Annotated in this window: 18 protein-coding genes and 1 tRNA gene; 10 read left to right on the top strand and 9 right to left on the bottom strand. The window is 64.8% G+C overall.

Annotation, left to right across the window (positions count from 1 at the left end; genetic code table 11):
* Window positions 1-113: 113 nt before the first annotated feature.
* The 3 genes from QCE69_RS03910 to QCE69_RS03900 all read right to left on the bottom strand — a co-directional run bounded on the left by QCE69_RS03910 (window position 114) and on the right by QCE69_RS03900 (window position 1,856).
* A complete protein-coding gene (locus QCE69_RS03910; protein ID WP_309929526.1) occupies window positions 114-869 on the bottom strand; it encodes a fimbria/pilus periplasmic chaperone in 756 nt (251 codons plus the stop codon).
* A 34-nt stretch (window positions 870-903) separates the two neighbouring features.
* Window positions 904-1,440: a fimbrial protein gene (locus QCE69_RS03905; protein WP_309929525.1), complete on the bottom strand. Its 537-nt coding sequence runs from the start codon at window positions 1,438-1,440 to the stop codon at window positions 904-906.
* Between the two features lie 341 nt (window positions 1,441-1,781).
* Window positions 1,782-1,856, bottom strand: a tRNA-Arg gene (locus QCE69_RS03900).
* A 174-nt stretch (window positions 1,857-2,030) separates the two neighbouring features.
* Here QCE69_RS03900 and QCE69_RS03895 point away from each other — a divergent pair.
* The gene (locus QCE69_RS03895) at window positions 2,031-2,354 is read left to right on the top strand and encodes a hypothetical protein (RefSeq protein ID WP_309914702.1); all 324 of its coding nucleotides are present in this window, start codon (window positions 2,031-2,033) and stop codon (window positions 2,352-2,354) included.
* 32 nt (window positions 2,355-2,386) lie between these two features.
* Here QCE69_RS03895 and QCE69_RS03890 read toward each other — a convergent pair whose 3' ends face one another.
* Window positions 2,387-4,285: a TIM barrel protein gene (locus QCE69_RS03890; RefSeq protein WP_309931540.1), complete on the bottom strand. Its 1,899-nt coding sequence runs from the start codon at window positions 4,283-4,285 to the stop codon at window positions 2,387-2,389.
* A 283-nt stretch (window positions 4,286-4,568) separates the two neighbouring features.
* Between QCE69_RS03890 and QCE69_RS03885 the strand changes: the two genes are divergently transcribed.
* Window positions 4,569-5,426 (top strand): shikimate dehydrogenase, encoded by an 858-nt coding sequence (locus tag QCE69_RS03885; protein ID WP_309929522.1) that lies wholly within the window; start codon window positions 4,569-4,571, stop codon window positions 5,424-5,426.
* 79 nt (window positions 5,427-5,505) lie between these two features.
* Here the strand turns inward: QCE69_RS03885 and QCE69_RS03880 are convergent, their stop codons facing one another.
* Window positions 5,506-6,186 carry a TetR/AcrR family transcriptional regulator gene (locus QCE69_RS03880; protein WP_309807699.1) on the bottom strand — a complete coding sequence of 227 codons (681 nt, stop codon included), beginning with the start codon at window positions 6,184-6,186 and terminating at the stop codon, window positions 5,506-5,508.
* Between the two features lie 135 nt (window positions 6,187-6,321).
* Between QCE69_RS03880 and QCE69_RS03875 the strand changes: the two genes are divergently transcribed.
* The gene (locus tag QCE69_RS03875) at window positions 6,322-6,732 is read left to right on the top strand and encodes a hypothetical protein (RefSeq protein WP_309914696.1); all 411 of its coding nucleotides are present in this window, start codon (window positions 6,322-6,324) and stop codon (window positions 6,730-6,732) included.
* Window positions 6,733-6,747: 15 nt separating this feature from the next.
* Here QCE69_RS03875 and QCE69_RS03870 read toward each other — a convergent pair whose 3' ends face one another.
* Window positions 6,748-8,235: a sensor domain-containing diguanylate cyclase gene (locus QCE69_RS03870; protein WP_309914694.1), complete on the bottom strand. Its 1,488-nt coding sequence runs from the start codon at window positions 8,233-8,235 to the stop codon at window positions 6,748-6,750.
* Window positions 8,236-8,565: 330 nt separating this feature from the next.
* On the opposite strand from QCE69_RS03870, the gene QCE69_RS03865 reads away from it, so the two are divergent.
* From QCE69_RS03865 to QCE69_RS03845, 5 genes are all read left to right on the top strand, one after another.
* Complete coding sequence (locus QCE69_RS03865) at window positions 8,566-9,069, top strand: YbhB/YbcL family Raf kinase inhibitor-like protein (RefSeq protein ID WP_309929521.1); 504 nt, start codon at window positions 8,566-8,568, stop codon at window positions 9,067-9,069.
* A 117-nt stretch (window positions 9,070-9,186) separates the two neighbouring features.
* A complete protein-coding gene (locus QCE69_RS03860; protein WP_309929520.1) occupies window positions 9,187-10,554 on the top strand; it encodes an MFS transporter in 1,368 nt (455 codons plus the stop codon).
* A gap of 112 nt (window positions 10,555-10,666) precedes the next feature.
* On the top strand, window positions 10,667-11,218 hold the full coding sequence (locus QCE69_RS03855; RefSeq protein WP_309914689.1) for a type 1 glutamine amidotransferase domain-containing protein: 552 nt from the start codon (window positions 10,667-10,669) through the stop codon (window positions 11,216-11,218).
* 157 nt (window positions 11,219-11,375) lie between these two features.
* Complete coding sequence (locus QCE69_RS03850; protein ID WP_309914686.1) at window positions 11,376-11,726, top strand: DUF1488 domain-containing protein; 351 nt, start codon at window positions 11,376-11,378, stop codon at window positions 11,724-11,726.
* A gap of 55 nt (window positions 11,727-11,781) precedes the next feature.
* Entirely contained in the window at window positions 11,782-12,354 is a 573-nt protein-coding gene (locus QCE69_RS03845; RefSeq protein ID WP_309929519.1) for a glycine zipper domain-containing protein, read from the top strand.
* Window positions 12,355-12,424: 70 nt separating this feature from the next.
* Here the strand turns inward: QCE69_RS03845 and QCE69_RS03840 are convergent, their stop codons facing one another.
* Complete coding sequence (locus tag QCE69_RS03840) at window positions 12,425-12,676, bottom strand: hypothetical protein (protein ID WP_309914680.1); 252 nt, start codon at window positions 12,674-12,676, stop codon at window positions 12,425-12,427.
* A gap of 223 nt (window positions 12,677-12,899) precedes the next feature.
* On the opposite strand from QCE69_RS03840, the gene QCE69_RS03835 reads away from it, so the two are divergent.
* Entirely contained in the window at window positions 12,900-13,352 is a 453-nt protein-coding gene (locus tag QCE69_RS03835; RefSeq protein ID WP_309914677.1) for a PA2169 family four-helix-bundle protein, read from the top strand.
* 74 nt (window positions 13,353-13,426) lie between these two features.
* On the opposite strand, the gene QCE69_RS03830 is transcribed toward QCE69_RS03835, so the two are convergent.
* Both QCE69_RS03830 and QCE69_RS03825 read right to left on the bottom strand, forming a co-directional pair.
* On the bottom strand, window positions 13,427-13,648 hold the full coding sequence (locus QCE69_RS03830) for a hypothetical protein (RefSeq protein ID WP_309807685.1): 222 nt from the start codon (window positions 13,646-13,648) through the stop codon (window positions 13,427-13,429).
* A 320-nt stretch (window positions 13,649-13,968) separates the two neighbouring features.
* Window positions 13,969-14,319: a BON domain-containing protein gene (locus tag QCE69_RS03825; protein ID WP_309914674.1), complete on the bottom strand. Its 351-nt coding sequence runs from the start codon at window positions 14,317-14,319 to the stop codon at window positions 13,969-13,971.
* Window positions 14,320-14,775: 456 nt separating this feature from the next.
* Here QCE69_RS03825 and QCE69_RS03820 point away from each other — a divergent pair, with 456 nt between their 5' ends.
* Complete coding sequence (locus QCE69_RS03820) at window positions 14,776-16,263, top strand: RNA polymerase factor sigma-54 (RefSeq protein ID WP_309914673.1); 1,488 nt, start codon at window positions 14,776-14,778, stop codon at window positions 16,261-16,263.
* The last annotated feature ends 125 nt before the right edge of the window (window positions 16,264-16,388 follow it).

Here is a 16,388-nt window from a genome sequence, read left to right as displayed (position 1 = left end):
CCGGCGCGGGGACGCGTCGGCATCGGGATGCGAGGGTTGATGGAACCGGATGCGGTAATGCGAAGACCGGCGCGACGGCGGACGGGAGGCCATGCGGCGCCGCCGGCCGCGTGCTACTTGAGCGACGCTTCGTGCTTCACCGGCGCGCCGTAGTCATCGAGCGTGGTGAAGGACACGTTGCCGGCCCGCGCGGGCGTGGCCGAGAGCGGCAGCGAGACCGCGCCGCCCGGTGCGACCATGTCGCCGGCATCGAAGCGCGCGGCCGGATCGCTCCCGCCGACGCGGGCCGAAATGATCGTCACGTAGTAGCTCGACGGATTCGAAACCCGTAGCGCAGCCTTGCCGCCTTCCGTGACGATGCGCCACTCGAGCGTGTCCGGCGCGTCCTCGACCCGGCCCGCCAGGCCGGCCGGGCGGAAGAAGAACTTGAGCCGGGTGCGGAAGGCGAGCTGCACGTAGTTGGGGCCGGTCACGGCTTCGGCCGGACTGGGCGGCACTTCGAGCAGGTTGAACCACAGCAGGCTCTCCCGATCCGGCGGCATCGGCTCACCGGTGTAGACGATGCGGACCGTCTGCGCCTTGCCCGGATCGAGGCGCGCAAGCGCCGGCGTCAGCATGAATGGCAGATTGAGCAGGCTCGGATCGACTTTGGGATCACCCTCGTCGAGCCACACCTGGGCAAGCGCCGGTGACTTGCCGACATTCGACAGTCTGAGCGTCACTTCCTGCTCCGCGGCCGGATAGATCACCCGCGTTCCCGCGATGACGACGGACGCGCAGGCCGGAAACGCCGCCAGCGTCAGCACCAGCCCGATCGTGAGAAGCAGGCCGATGAGCGCGGGCTCGCGGGCTCGTCGTCGGAATGTCATCTGGCTTGCCTCCGTGACGCCCGGCTGGAGCCGGTCACTGATACGACATCGAGTACGTCACGACCGTGCTCACCGTGCCGGCCGTCGCACCGCCCGCGGGCGTGACGTACTGGGCGGCGTACCGGAGCGTGGCCCGCCCGCCTGCAATCGCGACGTTCTGGGCGTTCTGCGCGCCGTCGGTCTTGCTCACGTCGATCACCTGTGTGCCGTTGTTGACGTCGACCAGCTGGACTTCGACGTTGGTCGCCGTTCCGGTGTTCTTGAGATTGCCGTTGGGCAGCGTGTTGGCGCCGCTCTCCCAGAAGGCATGCACGCTGCCTGTGTCGGGCGTGCAATTGGTCAACGCGAGGTTGAACGAGGTGTTGCCGCCGGAACGCCCGGCCTCGGTGAAGTCCGATGCCGCGCTGGTCGGCAGCGTGACGGTGAAGTCACCGGTTCCGCCGTTGCCGCTGATCTGGCAGGTGCTCGCCGTGAGCTGGCCGTTGATCGTCAACGTGCCGCCGGAGGCATGAGCCGCACCGCAAGCGGCACCGCTCAGCATGACGACGAGTGTTAGCACATTCTTTTTCATTCTTTGTCCTGATTGATCTTGACTAAGCGATCGCCAGCGTTGGGCACCGGGATCAACGTGTGTTTTTGAAATTCATCTGACAGCGTTCGTCAGGAATTTGTAGGACTTTATAAGAATTTTCTTGAGATGAACCTAGGACGATTCTTAAACGCTCGCATCATTCAGGCGCGAGGCACGAGCGTGGAGATCGTTGCCACAACGAAGGGAGAACAACGCGGGAAAGTGCTGAAGCGCGCCTGGTAATGAGGGAGAAATGCTGGAATGGCGAATGTCGTCCCGCTCGAACGGCGGGAGATGGGCGACGCGGATGGCGAATTCATCCGGCATGCGTCAGAGGGCCGTGGTCCCCCCGGCAGGAATCGAACCTGCATCTAGCGCTTAGGAGGCACTCGTTCTATCCATTGAACTACGGGGAGCGGACCGCCGCGCGCCGAGGGCATCGGCGAGCGAGCGCAGAGTATAGCAAACGGGATTGGCGGTCATCGGGCGCACTGCGGGAAAAATCCGGCGGCGACCCAGGATGCGAAATATTCTGATGAATCAGGGTTTATGCCTATCAAGAATCGCCGGGCCGCGCCGCCATCGCTTTAATGGACCCCATTCCCGATTCCAAGCCGCAGGGCGCGTTTTCGGCGTTGCTGGCAGACCAAGACCTGACGCACCTCGAGAAGGTGTTGCGGCGCTCATTGTCATGCGATCTCGGCGGTCCGTTGCTGCCGCCCGCCTACTGGCGCGAACGGCTCGCATCGATCACGCGACAGTCGCATCTCTCTCATACCCAGATTCAGACCGTGCATCGGCTGTATCTGCACATCGACGCCTTCGAGGCCGACGTCCGCAAGCGTGAAAGCGAGCGCGCCGCCGAAGCCGATGCTTCCGTCCTCGCCGCCAGCGCCAAGCCGCGCAGCGCCTGAGCAGCCCCCTCGCTGACCCCCGCCTAACCCGCCTAAGCCGCCTGACCCGCCTTGCGCGCCCGCTGCTGCGCATGCGCCGCGAGCCGCACCGCCGCGTTGGCCGCGCCATACCCGTCGTAGCCGCCGCGCCGCTCGATCACTTCCAGGAAGAAGCGCTGGTCGAGCTGCTCCGTATAAGCGTGAAAGAACTCGCCGCCGCGTTCGTCGCGATCGTAGAGGATGTTGTGCTCGTGCATCGTCTCGATCTGCTCGTCGGGCAAGCCGAAGCGCGCCACCAGATCGTCGTAGTAGTTGCGCGGAATGCGCAGGAACTTGACGCCGTCCGCCTCCAGACGGGGAATCGCGTCGAAGATGTCGGGGGTGCTGAAGGCCACGTGATTCAGGCCCGAGCCGCGGTACGCCGAGAGCGATTCCGATACCGCCGTATAACGGTCCACCGACGCATTCAACGCAATGCGCACCGACCCGTCGCGACTGCGCACGGCCCGGCTGCGCACCAGGCCGTAGGGATCGGGCACGAGCACGGCCGCTTCCGTCTCGAAGCCGAACGCGCTGCGGAAGAACAGCACCCAGGTGTCGAGCGCGTCGGCGGGCAGCGACAGGCACACGTGATCGATACGCGACAACGGTCCCACCTCGTACGGCCCGTCGATGTCCGTGAGCACGAAGTCCGATTCCCAGAGCGTCGGGCCGCCGGGCGCTTCGTCGACGAAGTAGTCGAGGCTGCCATCGGGCGACTGCACGCCCGGCACATGCCGTTCGTTCGGCCCGATACGTCCCGAAAACGGCTTCGAGCCATAGGCGGCGGCGCGCTCGAACGCGAGCCGGGCATCGTCGACATGAAACGCCGACGCGCACAGCGACAGGCCATGCTGCTGGAAGAACGCGCTGGCGAACGAATCGGCCTCGGCGTTGAGCACGATCGAACCCGCGCCGTGCCGGTACAGCTGCACGTCCTTCGAGCGATGCTGGCCCGCAAGCCTGAAACCGAGTCTGCCGAGCCATTGCGCGAGGTGCTCGCGCGTCGCCTGATCCACGGCGAATTCCAGAAACTGGAAGCCGATATGCTCCGGCGGCGCGGGCGGATCGAACAGTTCAGGCGGCGCCTTGTCGCCCATCAGCGCGCGCGTCTGTTCCTCGAGAAAGCGCAGCGAGCGATAGCCGTCCGCCGCCGTGATCGCGGTGGGCGCGGCGCGGAAGCCATCGTTGAAGATTTCCAGCGACAGCGGGCCCGTATAGCCCGCCTCGAGCACGCGCGCCGTGAAGCCCGCGACATCGAATGCGCCCTGCCCCGGGAAACAGCGATAGTGGCGGCTCCATTCGAGCACGTCCATGGCGAGGACGGGCGCATCGGCGATCTGCACGAACGCGATGCGCTCGCCTGGAATCGACGCGATCTCGTCCACCGAGTCGCCGATGGACAGCGTATGGAATGTGTCGAGCGCCAGTCCGAGGTTCGGGATGTTCACGGCATCGACGAGCCGCCACGCGTGCTTGTACGAATTCACGTGCCGGCCCCACGCCAGCGCCTCATACGCGACGACCACGCCCGCTTCCTCCGCCAGACGCGCGAGCACGCCAAGCTGATCGACGATCAACGCATCGTCGCGAATCATGTCGGGCGACACGTTGGAACACGCCAGCATGCGATCCGTGCCGAGCTCATGCATCAGTTCGAACTTGCGTTTCGCGCGCTCGGCATTGCGTGCGAGACGCTCCGCGCTCACGCCCTCGAAATCACGGAAAGGCTGGAACAGATAGATGGCGAGGCCCAGGTCTTCGCACATGCGGCGCACGTCGGCGGGCGTGCCGTCGAAGTAGAGAAGATCGTTCTCGAAGATCTCGACGCCGTCGAAACCGGCCGCCTTGATGGCCTGCAGTTTCTCGGCGAGCGTGCCGCTGATGGAAACGGTCGCGATGGATGTCCGGATTGAACGCAGCATCGCTGCCTCCTTGATGCATTCGGTGGATGCGGAATCGACTGGGCGCGTCTCGTGTCAGTGTAGGCCGTTCGTGCCCGTTCGCGCTGAAGGCGGCAGAACGCCATGCGCAATCCATGTCAGTCTGCGGCATGATAGCAAACTAACTAGACCGTACAAATACGTGAAAACACCGAACGACAGGTCCCGTGCGGCAGTTCACACTGCGCCGTACCCGATTTCGCACTGCAGCATCGAAACCTCGCGCAGTGCCACACCTTGTTGGAGCGCATGCATGACTCAGAAGAATTCGTATCTCATCGGCCTGATCGGCTCGGGCATCGGCGGCTCGCTCACGCCCGCCATGCACGAACAGGAAGGCCGCACGCTCGGCCTCAACTACGTGTACCGGCGCATCGATCTGCAGGCGCTGCAACTCGAACCGGCTGCCCTTCCGGACTTGCTGGTCGCGGCCGAGCGCATGGGCTATGACGGCCTGAACATCACCTATCCGTGCAAGCAGGCCGTGATTCCCCTGCTCGACGAACTCCATCCCGACGCCCGCGCATTGGGCGCGGTCAATACGGTGGTGCTGAAGGACGGCCGGCGCATCGGTTACAACACGGACGGATCGGGCTTCGCGCGCGCGTTCCAGCGCGGCCTGCCGGGCGCGCCGCTCGAACGCGTCGTGCAGCTTGGCGCCGGCGGCGCGGGCGCGGCCGTCGCGCACGCGGCCCTGGCGATGGGCGCGCGCACGCTGACGCTGTTCGACTCCGATGCCACCCGCGCCGCCGCCCTCGCGGCCGATCTCGGCGCGCGTTTTGCGGACCGTACGGTCACGAGCGGCGGCGATCTGCGCGAGACGCTGGGCGCCGCAAGCGGGCTCATCCACGCGACGCCGACCGGCATGGCCAAGCTGCCCGGCCTGCCGTTGCCGGCGGACTATCTGCACAAGGAACTGTGGGTCGCGGAGATCGTGTACTTCCCGCTGGAAACGGAACTGTTGAAGGCGGCGCGCGCGCTCGGCTGCCGCACGGTCAGCGGCGGCGGCATGGCGGTGTGCCAGGCAGTCGATGCGCTGCGCATCTTCACCGGCCGCGAGCCGGATGCCGAACGCATGTTCGCGCACTTCCAGAGTCTGCTGGAAGGCTGAACGTTTATCCGGCATCAAACAAAACGGCGGCCTCGCGAGAGAGCCGCCGTTCGGCGTTTCAGCGTTGCATGCGTTGAGGTCAGTCGTCGCGCCGCATGAAACACAGCACGGCGTCGACGATCATCTCGCGATGCCGTGCCCGCGAACGCACGCCCGACGGATCGCGTCCGAACGCGGCGCTCCACGTATGGCGATTGCCCACGCGGTGAAAACAGAACGAGCTGATCATCAGATGCAGGTCGATGGGATCGACGTCGCCACGGAACTTGCCCGCCGCCACTCCGCGCGCGATCAGATCCTCGATGGTTTTCACGACGCTCGAATTGCGCGCCTTGAAGGTCTTCGACTGCTCGATGTACTTGGCCGAGTGAATGTTTTCGATCGTCACGAGCCGCACGAAATCGCGATGCTTGTCGTGATAGTCGAAGGTAAAGCCGACGAATTCCCGCAGCGCTTCTTCCGGTTCCATCTCCGCGAGCTGCAGTTCCTGCTCGAGCGCCCGGATGTCGCCGTAGACCTGCTCCAGCACCGCTTCATACAGCCCTTCCTTGCTGCCGAAGTAGTAGTACAGCATGCGCTTGGTGGTGTTGGTGCGTTCCGCGATGGCGTCCACGCGTGCGCCGGTGAGGCCCATCGCCGAGAACTCCTGCGTGGCGATGTCGAGAATGTTCCGCTTGGTCTCCTCAGGGTCGTACTTGCGCCGTCCTTCTGCTGTGGTCGACGAGGGCGCAGTACTGGCGGCCTTGCTTCCTTTTTTCATTTTTCTGTCTGAGAACGGCATGGAAAATCGATTCTAGCACGGGCTATATAGGCATCCTTGCCTTACGGGCCCATCCATTCCGGGTGCTTTGCCTATAATTTTCTTCCCCGCATGCAATCAAGAAAATCATTACGCATGAAGCACTCTAAAACGCTGACAGCGTGCGCGCTGGCCGCATGCAGCCTGATGGGAAGCACGCATCTTTTCGCCCAGACCGCCCTGCCGCCGGGTCATCCCGATGCCAAGCAACTGATGGCCGCCGAAGGCGTGATGACCAGCGCGAGTCTCGCGCGCGGCGCCGCCGACGTCTGTCATATCGATGCCGCGAAAATCGCACGCTTCAAGGACGTGGTCCATACCAGCTATCCCGACGCGCCCGACTTCGACGGCGAATGGAAGCTCGGGCTGGCTCAGGCGCAGTCCACCGTCGATCGTTTCGCGCGGCTCAAGGCGAGTCAGCCCGCGGAATACAAGAAAGAGATTGGCGAGGCGTGTCCGGCGCTCGCGCGCGGCATCGACGAAGTCACGGCCCAGCCGCCGCAGTAAGCAGCGGGACGGCGCTCAGTCGTCCCTGCGCTGGCTTTCCTCGTAGTGCGCGCGCTTTTCCGTGTACATGACGGCATCCGCGCGCTGCAGCATCGACTCGAGCCGTTCGCCGTCCTGGGCGGTGGCGGCGCCCATCGCAAACGACAGCGGCATGCCCGAATAGAACTGGTTGTTCACTTCGAGCAACTGCCGGATGCTGTCGATCACCGCCTCGCCGCCGCGTTCGTCGGTGCCGGGCAGCAGCACCATGAATTCGTCGCCGCCGATGCGCGCCGCCTGGAACGGCTTCTCCACCGCCTTGCCGAGCACTTCGCCCGCGCGCCGCAGCAGCGCATCGCCGGCGGCGTGGCCGAGCTGATCGTTCACCGCCTTCAGGCCGTTGACGTCGATCGCGATGGCCGTCACCGGGAACGGCCCCTTGCGTTCAAGCCGGTTGATTTCATCGACGTAGAACGAGCGGTTCTTGAGCTTCGTCAGCACGTCGTGCTTGCCGAGGAATTCGAGGTAGGCCTCGGCCTTCTTGCGCGCGGTGATGTCCGTCAGCGCGACGAGCACCAGATCCCAGCGCGCCTCGTGCCCCGGAAACACCGAGAACTGCAGATGCACATGCACCTCGTTGCCTTCCAGCGAATAGTTGACCACCTCGCGCTGATGAAAGAGCTTGTGCTCCCACAGCTCGACCAGCTGCTCCTGGAAGTGCGCATGCATGTCGTCGCGAAACACGTCGGGCAGGCGCGACAGCAGCGTCGCCTTGTCGGGTGCGGCGAACATGCGCAGCGTGTGCTGGTTCACGTCGAGGACATGGATCTCCTGCATGCAGCGCTCGACGAACTCCGGATGCACATTGGTGAAGGTGCGGAAATCGACGATGCCGCGCTCGCGCACATCGTCCAGCAACGCCTTCACGGAGCTGAAATCCTCCACCCACAGCGACACCGGCGAATGCTCGAACAGGCCGCGCGCATAGAGTTCGCTGGCGGCGGCGCTGCGCCGCATCGCTTCGAGTTCGGTGATGTCCTCGATCGTCACGAGCACGCGGCTCCACGTGTCCTCGTGTCCCGGCAGGACGACTGCCTTGAGCAGCACGTCGAGACGCTTGCCGTCGAGCGTGTAGTTGACCGTCTGGCTCACGAAACGCGCCTTGCCGGACCAGAGCTGCTCGAGTTCGTCGACGTGCGTCTTCAGCATGTCGTCGCGGAACACGCGGTCGAGGTTCTGCACCAGATGATCGGCGTCCTTCGCCTGGAACAGGGACAGCGTGCGCTGATTGACCTTCACCACCCGGATGCGCGACGAGCATTCGGCCACGCGCTGGGGTTCGTCGGCGAGAAACGCGCGCAGGTCCGTGACGCCCGCCGCCCGCCAGCGCTCGAACTGATCGCGCACCGCGCTGAAGTCCTCGAGCCAGAGCGAGACCGGCGCGAGGTCGAACATGTCGGCATCGTCCTCCGGCATGCTCGCCGGCGTAAATTGACCGGCAGCGCGGCGCGGGTCGTTTGGCATGGTGTTCCTTTCGGCTTGCGCCGGCTCTCGGTCATGGCTGATGCATGCGGGATCGCTCCCGAATCATCTCATTATTGTAGCGCGCCATATTTTGCGGGAAGCTGACGGCGCTCCGCGTTGAAGGAGGCGCCGATGTGTATCGGGGGCAGATGCTAAACTCGATTGACAGGCATGGACCCGGGCGTCGCGTTCCTGGCACAGGCTCGGGCACGTTTGCTGCACTTCCGGCAGGTCAACGGCACGCCGCCTGATCCGCGCGCAACAACGCGGCACGATACGCGGCGCGATGCCGCCTTCATCGACACGCAACCACCAGGAGGCACGACTCTCATGGCTGACTTCCGTATCTGGTCGGATGAATTTCCGGCGAATGGCTTCATGGCGCGCGCCCACGAATTCGACCAGCAAGCCTTCGGCGGCGCGGGTGAGAATGTTTCCCCGGCGCTGCAGTGGGACGCCCCGCCCGCCGAGACGCGCAGTCTCGCGCTCACCGTCTACGATCCGGATGCGCCGACCGGCAGCGGCTTCTGGCACTGGATCGTCGTCAACATTCCGCCCGACACGCGCTCCCTGCCGCGCAACGCCGGCAAGGCCGACGGCAGCCTGCTGCCCGCCGGCGCGCTGCAACTGCGCAACGACTACGGCACCGTGGGCTTCGGCGGCGCGGCGCCGCCGCGCGGCGACAAGCCGCATCGCTACATCTTCCGCATCCACGCGCTGTCCGCCGAGAGCCTGCCGCTCGACATCAACGCCACCAACGCCGTGGCGCGTTTCATGACGCACCTGAACGAAATCGATTCGGCGACCTACACCGGCCTGTACGAACTGAAGTGAAGAAGGCATGACCGGGGCGCGGCCTTCGAGGTCCGCGTCCCGCCTTGCAGCGCCCGCGCACAATCCATTTGAAAAAGGCGTGACATACAATGCGCCGCCGCCACTCCCTGCCCATCGATGGACTCCGATCAAGGTCTGCCGCTCCCCCAACGTTACTGGGCCATTCTCGTCGTTGCGCTGGGCGTCACGCTCGCCGTGCTCGACGGCGCCATCGCCAACGTCGCGCTGCCGACCATCGCGCGCAATCTGAACGCGTCGCCCGCCGATTCCATCTGGGTCGTCAACGCCTACCAGCTGACCATCACCATCTCGCTGCTGCCGCTCGCCTCGCTCGGCGACCGTATCGGCTATCGGCACGTGTATGTCGGCGGACTGGCGCTGTTCACGGTGTCGTCGCTGGCCTGCGCGCTGTCGGGCTCGCTCGTCGGGCTGACCGCCGCGCGCATCGTGCAGGGCTTCGGCGCGGCCGGCATCATGAGCGTCAACACGGCGCTGGTGCGCATGATCTATCCGCACCAGCAGCTCGGACGCGGCGTCGCGATCAACACGACCGTCGTCGCCGTGTCCTCGGTCGTCGGCCCGACCGTCGCCTCGGGCGTGCTCGCGGTCGCCACCTGGCCGTGGCTCTTCGCGATCAACGTGCCGATCGGCCTCGCCGCCTTCGCCATCGGCATCCGCGCGCTGCCGCGCACGCCGGGGCATCGCCAGCCCTACGACTACATCAGCGCGATCATGAACGCGCTGTTCTTCGGCCTCGCGATCGTTGCGGTGGACGGCTTCGGACACGGCGCGCACCGGCCGTGGGTCATCGCCGAGTTGGCGGCAGTGGTGGTGATCGGCTACTTCTTCGTCAGGCGGCAACTGACCCGCAGCCAGCCGCTCCTGCCGGTCGACCTGCTGCGCATTCCGGTCTTCGCGCTGTCGATCGGCACCTCGGTCTGTTCGTTCTGCGCGCAGATGCTGGCCTTCGTGTCGCTGCCATTCCTGCTGCAGGACACGTTCGGCATGAGCCAGGTCGAAACCGGCTTCCTGATGACACCCTGGCCGCTCGTCATTGTGTTCGTCGCGCCGCTCTCGGGCATTCTCGCGGACCGTTATTCGGCAGGCTTGCTGGGCGGCATCGGACTCGCGATCCTGTCGCTCGGACTGGTCGCGCTCGCCACGCTCGGCGCGCATCCGGATGCGTTCGACATCGCGTGGCGCATGGCCGTCTGCGGCCTCGGCTTCGGCCTGTTCCAGTCGCCCAACAATCGCCAGATCATCTCCGCGGCGCCGCGTCATCGCAGCGGCGGCGCGAGCGGCATGCTCGGCACCGCCCGCCTCACCGGCCAGACCCTCGGCGCGGCGCTCGTCGCGCTGTGCTTCGGCATCGCGTCCAGAAACGGCCCCACGCTCGCGCTCGGCCTCGGCGCGGCATTCGCGGCCGTGGCTGCCGTCGTCAGCCTGCTGCGGCTGACCGGCGGACGCCGCGTCGAGACGGCCTGAGGGACGCGCCCCGCACCGTCTGTCTCCGCCCTTTGGGCACACCCCTTGCTGAACGTCGGGCATGGATTCCGCACATGCGAATCATCCGAAAATCGCTAACAGGAGTGTGTTCATGGGCTCATCGCTCAACGGTTGCAAGGTTGCCATTCTCGCCGTCGACGGCTTCGAGCAGGCCGAGCTCGTCGAGCCGCAACGTGCGCTCGAGGAAGCCGGTGCGCAGGTGCACGTCATCTCGCAGAAGGCCGGACAGATCCAGGGTTTCAAGCATGTCGACAAGGGCGACAAGGTCGACGTCGATGTCACCCTTGATGCCGCCAACGCCGGCGATTACGACGCCGTGGTGTTGCCGGGCGGCGTGGTCAACGGCGACGCCATCCGGCTGGATGCGAAGGCGCAAAGCTTCGTCAAGGAAGCCGATCGCGCGAAGAAGCCGATTGCGGTGATCTGCCACGGCGGCTGGCTGCCGATTTCGGCGGGCATCGTCGCGGGCCGCACGATGACCAGCTGGCCGAGCTTGCAGGACGACGTGCGCAACGCCGGCGGCACGTGGGTGGATCAGGAAGTGCAGGTGGACGGCAATCTCATCACGAGCCGCAAGCCGGACGACCTGCCCGCTTTCAACCGTGCGCTCATCGACGCGCTCGGCAAGTCACGCGCGGCCTGAGCGGCAAGCCTCGTCACGGAGTCATGCCGATGTCGAAACCGTTCCGCCGTCACGAGCATATGCATGCGCAAGGGCGCGGCTTTCGCCTCCCGGCGAGCGCCGTGGAAAATCCGCGCAGCTGTGCTTTCGGCGCGGCCTATATTGGAGACACGGCGTCATGATCCTCGCGCACGACATGCGGCGCGTCGCCCACCCTCGTCCCGCTTATGAGGACTCGACCATGCACATCACCTTTGCCGACGAATCCCCTGTCTATGACGGCGACGACCTTGCCATCCACTTCGCGGCGCTCGTGGATGGCGAGCCGGTCGTCTGTTCGATCTCCGCAGAGGCGCTCGAAGATCACTTCGGCGCGCCATCGCCGCGCGAAGAAGATCTGCTTGCCGCTTTTGAAAACGGCGCCGCACGCATCCGCGCGGTCTGCGCCGAAGCACTCGATGACAACGGCGGCCAGCCCGTCGTGCTGAGAAGCGGGCTGTTCCGCGTCGCGGGCCTGGAACCGGAATGACCCGGGCCGGCATGCCGCGCGTCGAATCCATTCACCCAGTCGATAAGGAGGGAACATGTCCCTGATCATTGCGGGCCGATTTCAAACTTTCCCCGCGGCCGAAGCGGCGGCCCAGCGCTTGTTCAATAACGGTTTCGTCGAAGAGGACGTGACGCTGTTCTTCGTCAATCCGAGCGGGCAGCATGCGCGCCATCCGATCGGCGGCGACGTCGGCACCGATGCCGGTGCGAGCGCCGCGCCCAAGGGCGCTGGCAAGGGTGTGACGATCGGCGCGGTGGCGGGCGCGGTGGTCGGCGCGGCGATCTTCGCCGTGTTCCACGCGCCGCTGCTGGTGTCGGTGATCGCGGCGGGCGTCGGTGCGTATGTGGGATCGCTGGTCGGCGCGATGTCGCATACGCGCAAGCCGAAGATGTCCGCGCAGGCCGAGGAGCCGATGCGTCATGCGGGCGTCGTGGTGGCCGTGCATGTCTCTCCCGAGACCCAGGGCCAGGCCGCCGATGCGTTGCGCGCGGCCGGCGGCGTGGATATCGAACGGGCGTCGGGACGCTGGAAGCAAGGCCGCTGGAGCGACTTCGACCCGCTGCAACCGCCGCATCCGGTAGGCGAATTCGCGGAGACGCGTGCCTGAGGGTTTGCTCCGCTTCTCATGCAAAAACGCCCGCGAACGCGGGCGTTTGCGCATGCGTCACTGCGCGCTGTCAGACCCAGAGACCCGTTGGATGTGTGGGACGCACATGCCCGCGGATGCTGCAATCGGCCGGCTGCATGCGTGGCGCATCCGTCTGCATCGACGAAGGCTCGCAAACCGGTGCGGCCTGCGACGGTTGAACCTGTGCAGCCGCTTCCTGAGTAGCGTTGACATGCTGTCGTACTTGAATGGTGACCGCCGAAGCCACGATGGCCACAAGTACGAGGGACTCGCGCTTGGCGAGCCGGTGCAGAAAATTCATGGTGTTCTCTCCAGTTGCCGTCGTGCGCGACTCTCCGAAGGATTCGCGCTTGTAGTGGCGTGGAGTTAGCAAAGCGTGTGCCGCCCTTCCCCGTCGTCGAGCTTTGAGACCCGCCCGAACCCCGCGCCTTGCGGGCACGCCGCATGCGCTATGAACTGGCAAGCCGCAACTCGCAGGGAGGCCGCGGCGTAGCAAGGTCTCAACTCAATAACGGAGGACTCTCATGAGCACGAACGTCGTATCGGTACTCAACGATCTGGTCGAAACCTCGAAGGATGGTGAGAAGGGCTTCCTCAAGGCTGCCGAGGACACGCGCGATCCCAGCCTCAAGCTGCTGTTCCAGAATCGCGCGCAAAAGTGCGCCGAAGGCGCGCGCGAATTGCAGGATGTGGTTCAGCGACTCGGCGGCAAGCCGGAAACCGGCGGCTCGGTGGCCGGCGCCTTGCATCGTGGTTGGGTGGACGTGAAGTCGGCCGTGAGCGGTCACAGCGACCATGCGATTCTCGCCGAATGCGAGCGTGGCGAAGATGCCGCCAAGAAGAATTATCGCGAGGCGCTGGACAAGGAACTGCCCGCCGATATCCGCGCGATCGTCGAGCGTCAATATCAAGGCGTGCTGGAGAATCACGACCGCATTCGCGACTTGCGCGATCAGTATGCGGCTGCGAAGTCCTGATACGCGTCAGGTCCGCTGACGAAAAAAACGGCCGCTCGCGCGGCCGTTTTTCATGGCGATCAAGGAAGCGCAGCTTACTGCGGCTGGCCCTTGTCGTTGGTGCCCAGCGACGATGCCGCTGCGGCTGCCGAAGCGCCCTTCAGCTTGTGCGCCTTGTCCTGCTGATGCAGATAGGTGCCCTTCGACTTCTTAGCGTGCGAGCCGGTTGCCGCCGCATCCGATGCAGCCTGTGCGAAGGCGCCCGTGGAGAACGCCAGTGCCAGCGCGCCGATCAATGCCATCTTTTTCGTCTTCATGAAGAGCTCCTTTTGCCGGGGTTTCGGAACGGCGCTGTTCTGCACGCCCGTCAACCGCCTGTGTAAGTAACGTCCTGAACGGCCGTACTTCGTTTATAGGTTTCGAAGTGCTGCGAGGTAATGCGCACTGCTGAAGCGGAACCATGTTGCGACTGCGGCGCCGGATCCGTTGCGACACGAATCACGACGCCCTGATGCGAGAACCCGCGCCCGATCCGGCCGTCCGCCTTCCGGCGAACCATCGGACCCTGCGCGGGTTCCTTGCTGCTGGCACTCAACCGCGGCCCGCCGTGGCGAAGCCGGGCATACGCACTATGCCATTACTTGGCCGCAATTTTAAGGTGGTTCTTCACCGATGCAACACCGGACACGTTCGAGACGACTTCCTCGGCGGCGGTCTTGTCTTCCGCCGACGGCACCGTACCGGTCAGCGACACCACGCCCGAGCGCGTCTTCACGTGGATGTGCGTGGACTTGACGTTCTTCGCGCCGAGCAGTTCGGCCTTGACCTTGGTCGTGACCGCGCTGTCATCGACCTTCTGGCCCATCGTCGTGCCGGAACCGGTGGTGGACGATGCCGGCGTCACAGTCGCGTTCTGGGCGCTGGCGTTCAGCGCGAACATCACACAAGCGATACCACCGGCAGCCTTCAGGATTTGAGTCGTCTTCATGGCAATACTCCCATTTTGTCGATTTTGGTCTGGCGCGCCGACTCGCTTCTTCAGGCGAGGGGCCGCGCTCTTCGATTTACGTCGCGCCGTAGCACGCGAAACGTGCCATCCCTACCGCAACTTGCGTGCCGAAGCCTTGTGTCCGGCGTGTTCAAGTCGTCGCGCGACACGGGATCCCTGTGAAGAATCAAAGGCTTGTTGCCCCTACGAGAATCTCTCCGGGCGCGTCCGGCGGACATGACGGCGAGTCTGTGCGAAGCGGCGAAACGCGCGGCGCTTTTGTCTGAGTGCGTGTAAAAAAGTGCGTGAATGTGGCCTCGGCCACCCATCGAATAATCGATGCTGACGCAAAAAAGCTAGTCGCAGCACGAGCTTGACGATCGCTGGCACGGTCTGTGCTTTTATCCACTTGCACATCAGCCCGTCACGTCTAGAACAATCGAGGATCAGCACGCAATGCCGCCCATACTCGAACTCCGCGCGAAGCAAAGTCTCGCGCTTACACCGCGTCTCCAGCAGTCCGTTCGCCTTTTGCAATTGTCATCGCTCGAGTTCCAGCAGGAACTGCGCAATGCGCTCGACACCAACCCGTTTCTCGAGTACGACGAAACGCAGACCGAAGACAACGCGCTCGGTGCCGACAACGGCAGCTCGATGAGCGATTCGACGCTCTCCCCCACCACCGACAGCGCAAGCGAAGTACCCAGCAGCACCGAGGCGTCGAACGAAGGCGAATCCAGCATGGATTCAGGCAGCCGCGACGACTCCATGAACGAATTTTCCTCGGACCCGTTCGGGCGCAGCGCGTCGCGCAACAACGGCGACGGTGAAGGCTCGGACCCTGCGGACTGGGTCCGCATCGAGCCGTCGCTGCACGAAACCCTGCACGATTCGCTTCGTCTGTATCAGCTGAACGAGCGCGATCGCGCCATCGCCCAGCTCATCATCGAAGCCCTGGACGACGACGGTTACCTGCGGCAGGAACTGAGCGATCTGGCCAACGTGGTCGAGATCGAACCGGCGCTCGGCGAAGACGAACTCACGATCGCACTCAAGCTGGTCCAGTCGCTCGACAAGCCGGGCGTGGGCGCGCGCAATCTGTCCGAATGCCTGACCCTGCAGCTCCAAGCACTCGACGAAGAGACGCCGGGCCGCGCGGTCGCGCTCGAAATCGTCGCGCATCACCTCGAACGTCTCGCACGCCGTGAGCAAGCCGAACTGCAGAAGAAGATCGGCTGCAGCGCCGATGAACTGCGCATCGCCTGTGCGCTCATCCGCCGCCTCGATCCGAAACCGGGCGAGAACTACGGCCAAAGCGAGGACAACTACGTCGTGCCGGACGTGATCGTGCGTCAGGTCAAAAAGCAGTGGCTCGTGACGATCAACCCCGCCGTGTTGCCGCGCGCGCGCATCCACCGCATGTATGCCGAACTGTTCGCGCAGTCGGCCGGCGCCAGCCGTTCGCCGCTCGCGCAGCAGTTGCAGGAAGCACGCTGGCTGATCCGCAATGCCCAGCAGCGCTTCACGACCATCCAGCGCGTGGCGGAATGCATCGTGTCGCATCAGAAGGCATTCTTCGACTATGGGGAAATCGCACTGAAGCCGCTGGTGCTGCGCGACGTCGCCGACGAACTCGGCCTGCATGAGTCCACCATCTCGCGCGCCACGGGCAACAAGTACATGTCCACGCCGCGCGGCATTTTCGAGTTCAAGCATTTCTTCCCGCGCGAGCTGTCGACGGAAAGCGGCGGCACCTGCTCGGCCGCGGCCGTGCGGGCGTTGCTGAAGGAAATGATCTCGCAGGAGAACACGCGCGATCCGCTGTCCGATGTCAGTCTCGCGAAGATGCTGGCGGACCAGGGCGTGATCGTGGCGCGCCGCACGGTGGCGAAGTATCGCCATCTGATGAAGGTGCCGCCCGCAGAATTGCGCCGTCAGGCGTGAAGTGCATCGTCCGCGCATAGAGGCAACGCGCGCGGACACACTGCTTGTCACGCTCTCAAGCGCTCGGCGACGACCCGGTCAAGCGAGGCGCCTGAGCGACAGGGAGCGTAGCCGACAGGCCGTCC

The organism is Caballeronia sp. LZ032, assembly GCF_031451315.1.
Taxonomy (GTDB): Bacteria; Pseudomonadota; Gammaproteobacteria; order Burkholderiales; family Burkholderiaceae; genus Caballeronia.
Note: the sequence above shows the minus strand (reverse complement) of the source record. Positions and strands in the feature narration are given on the sequence as shown.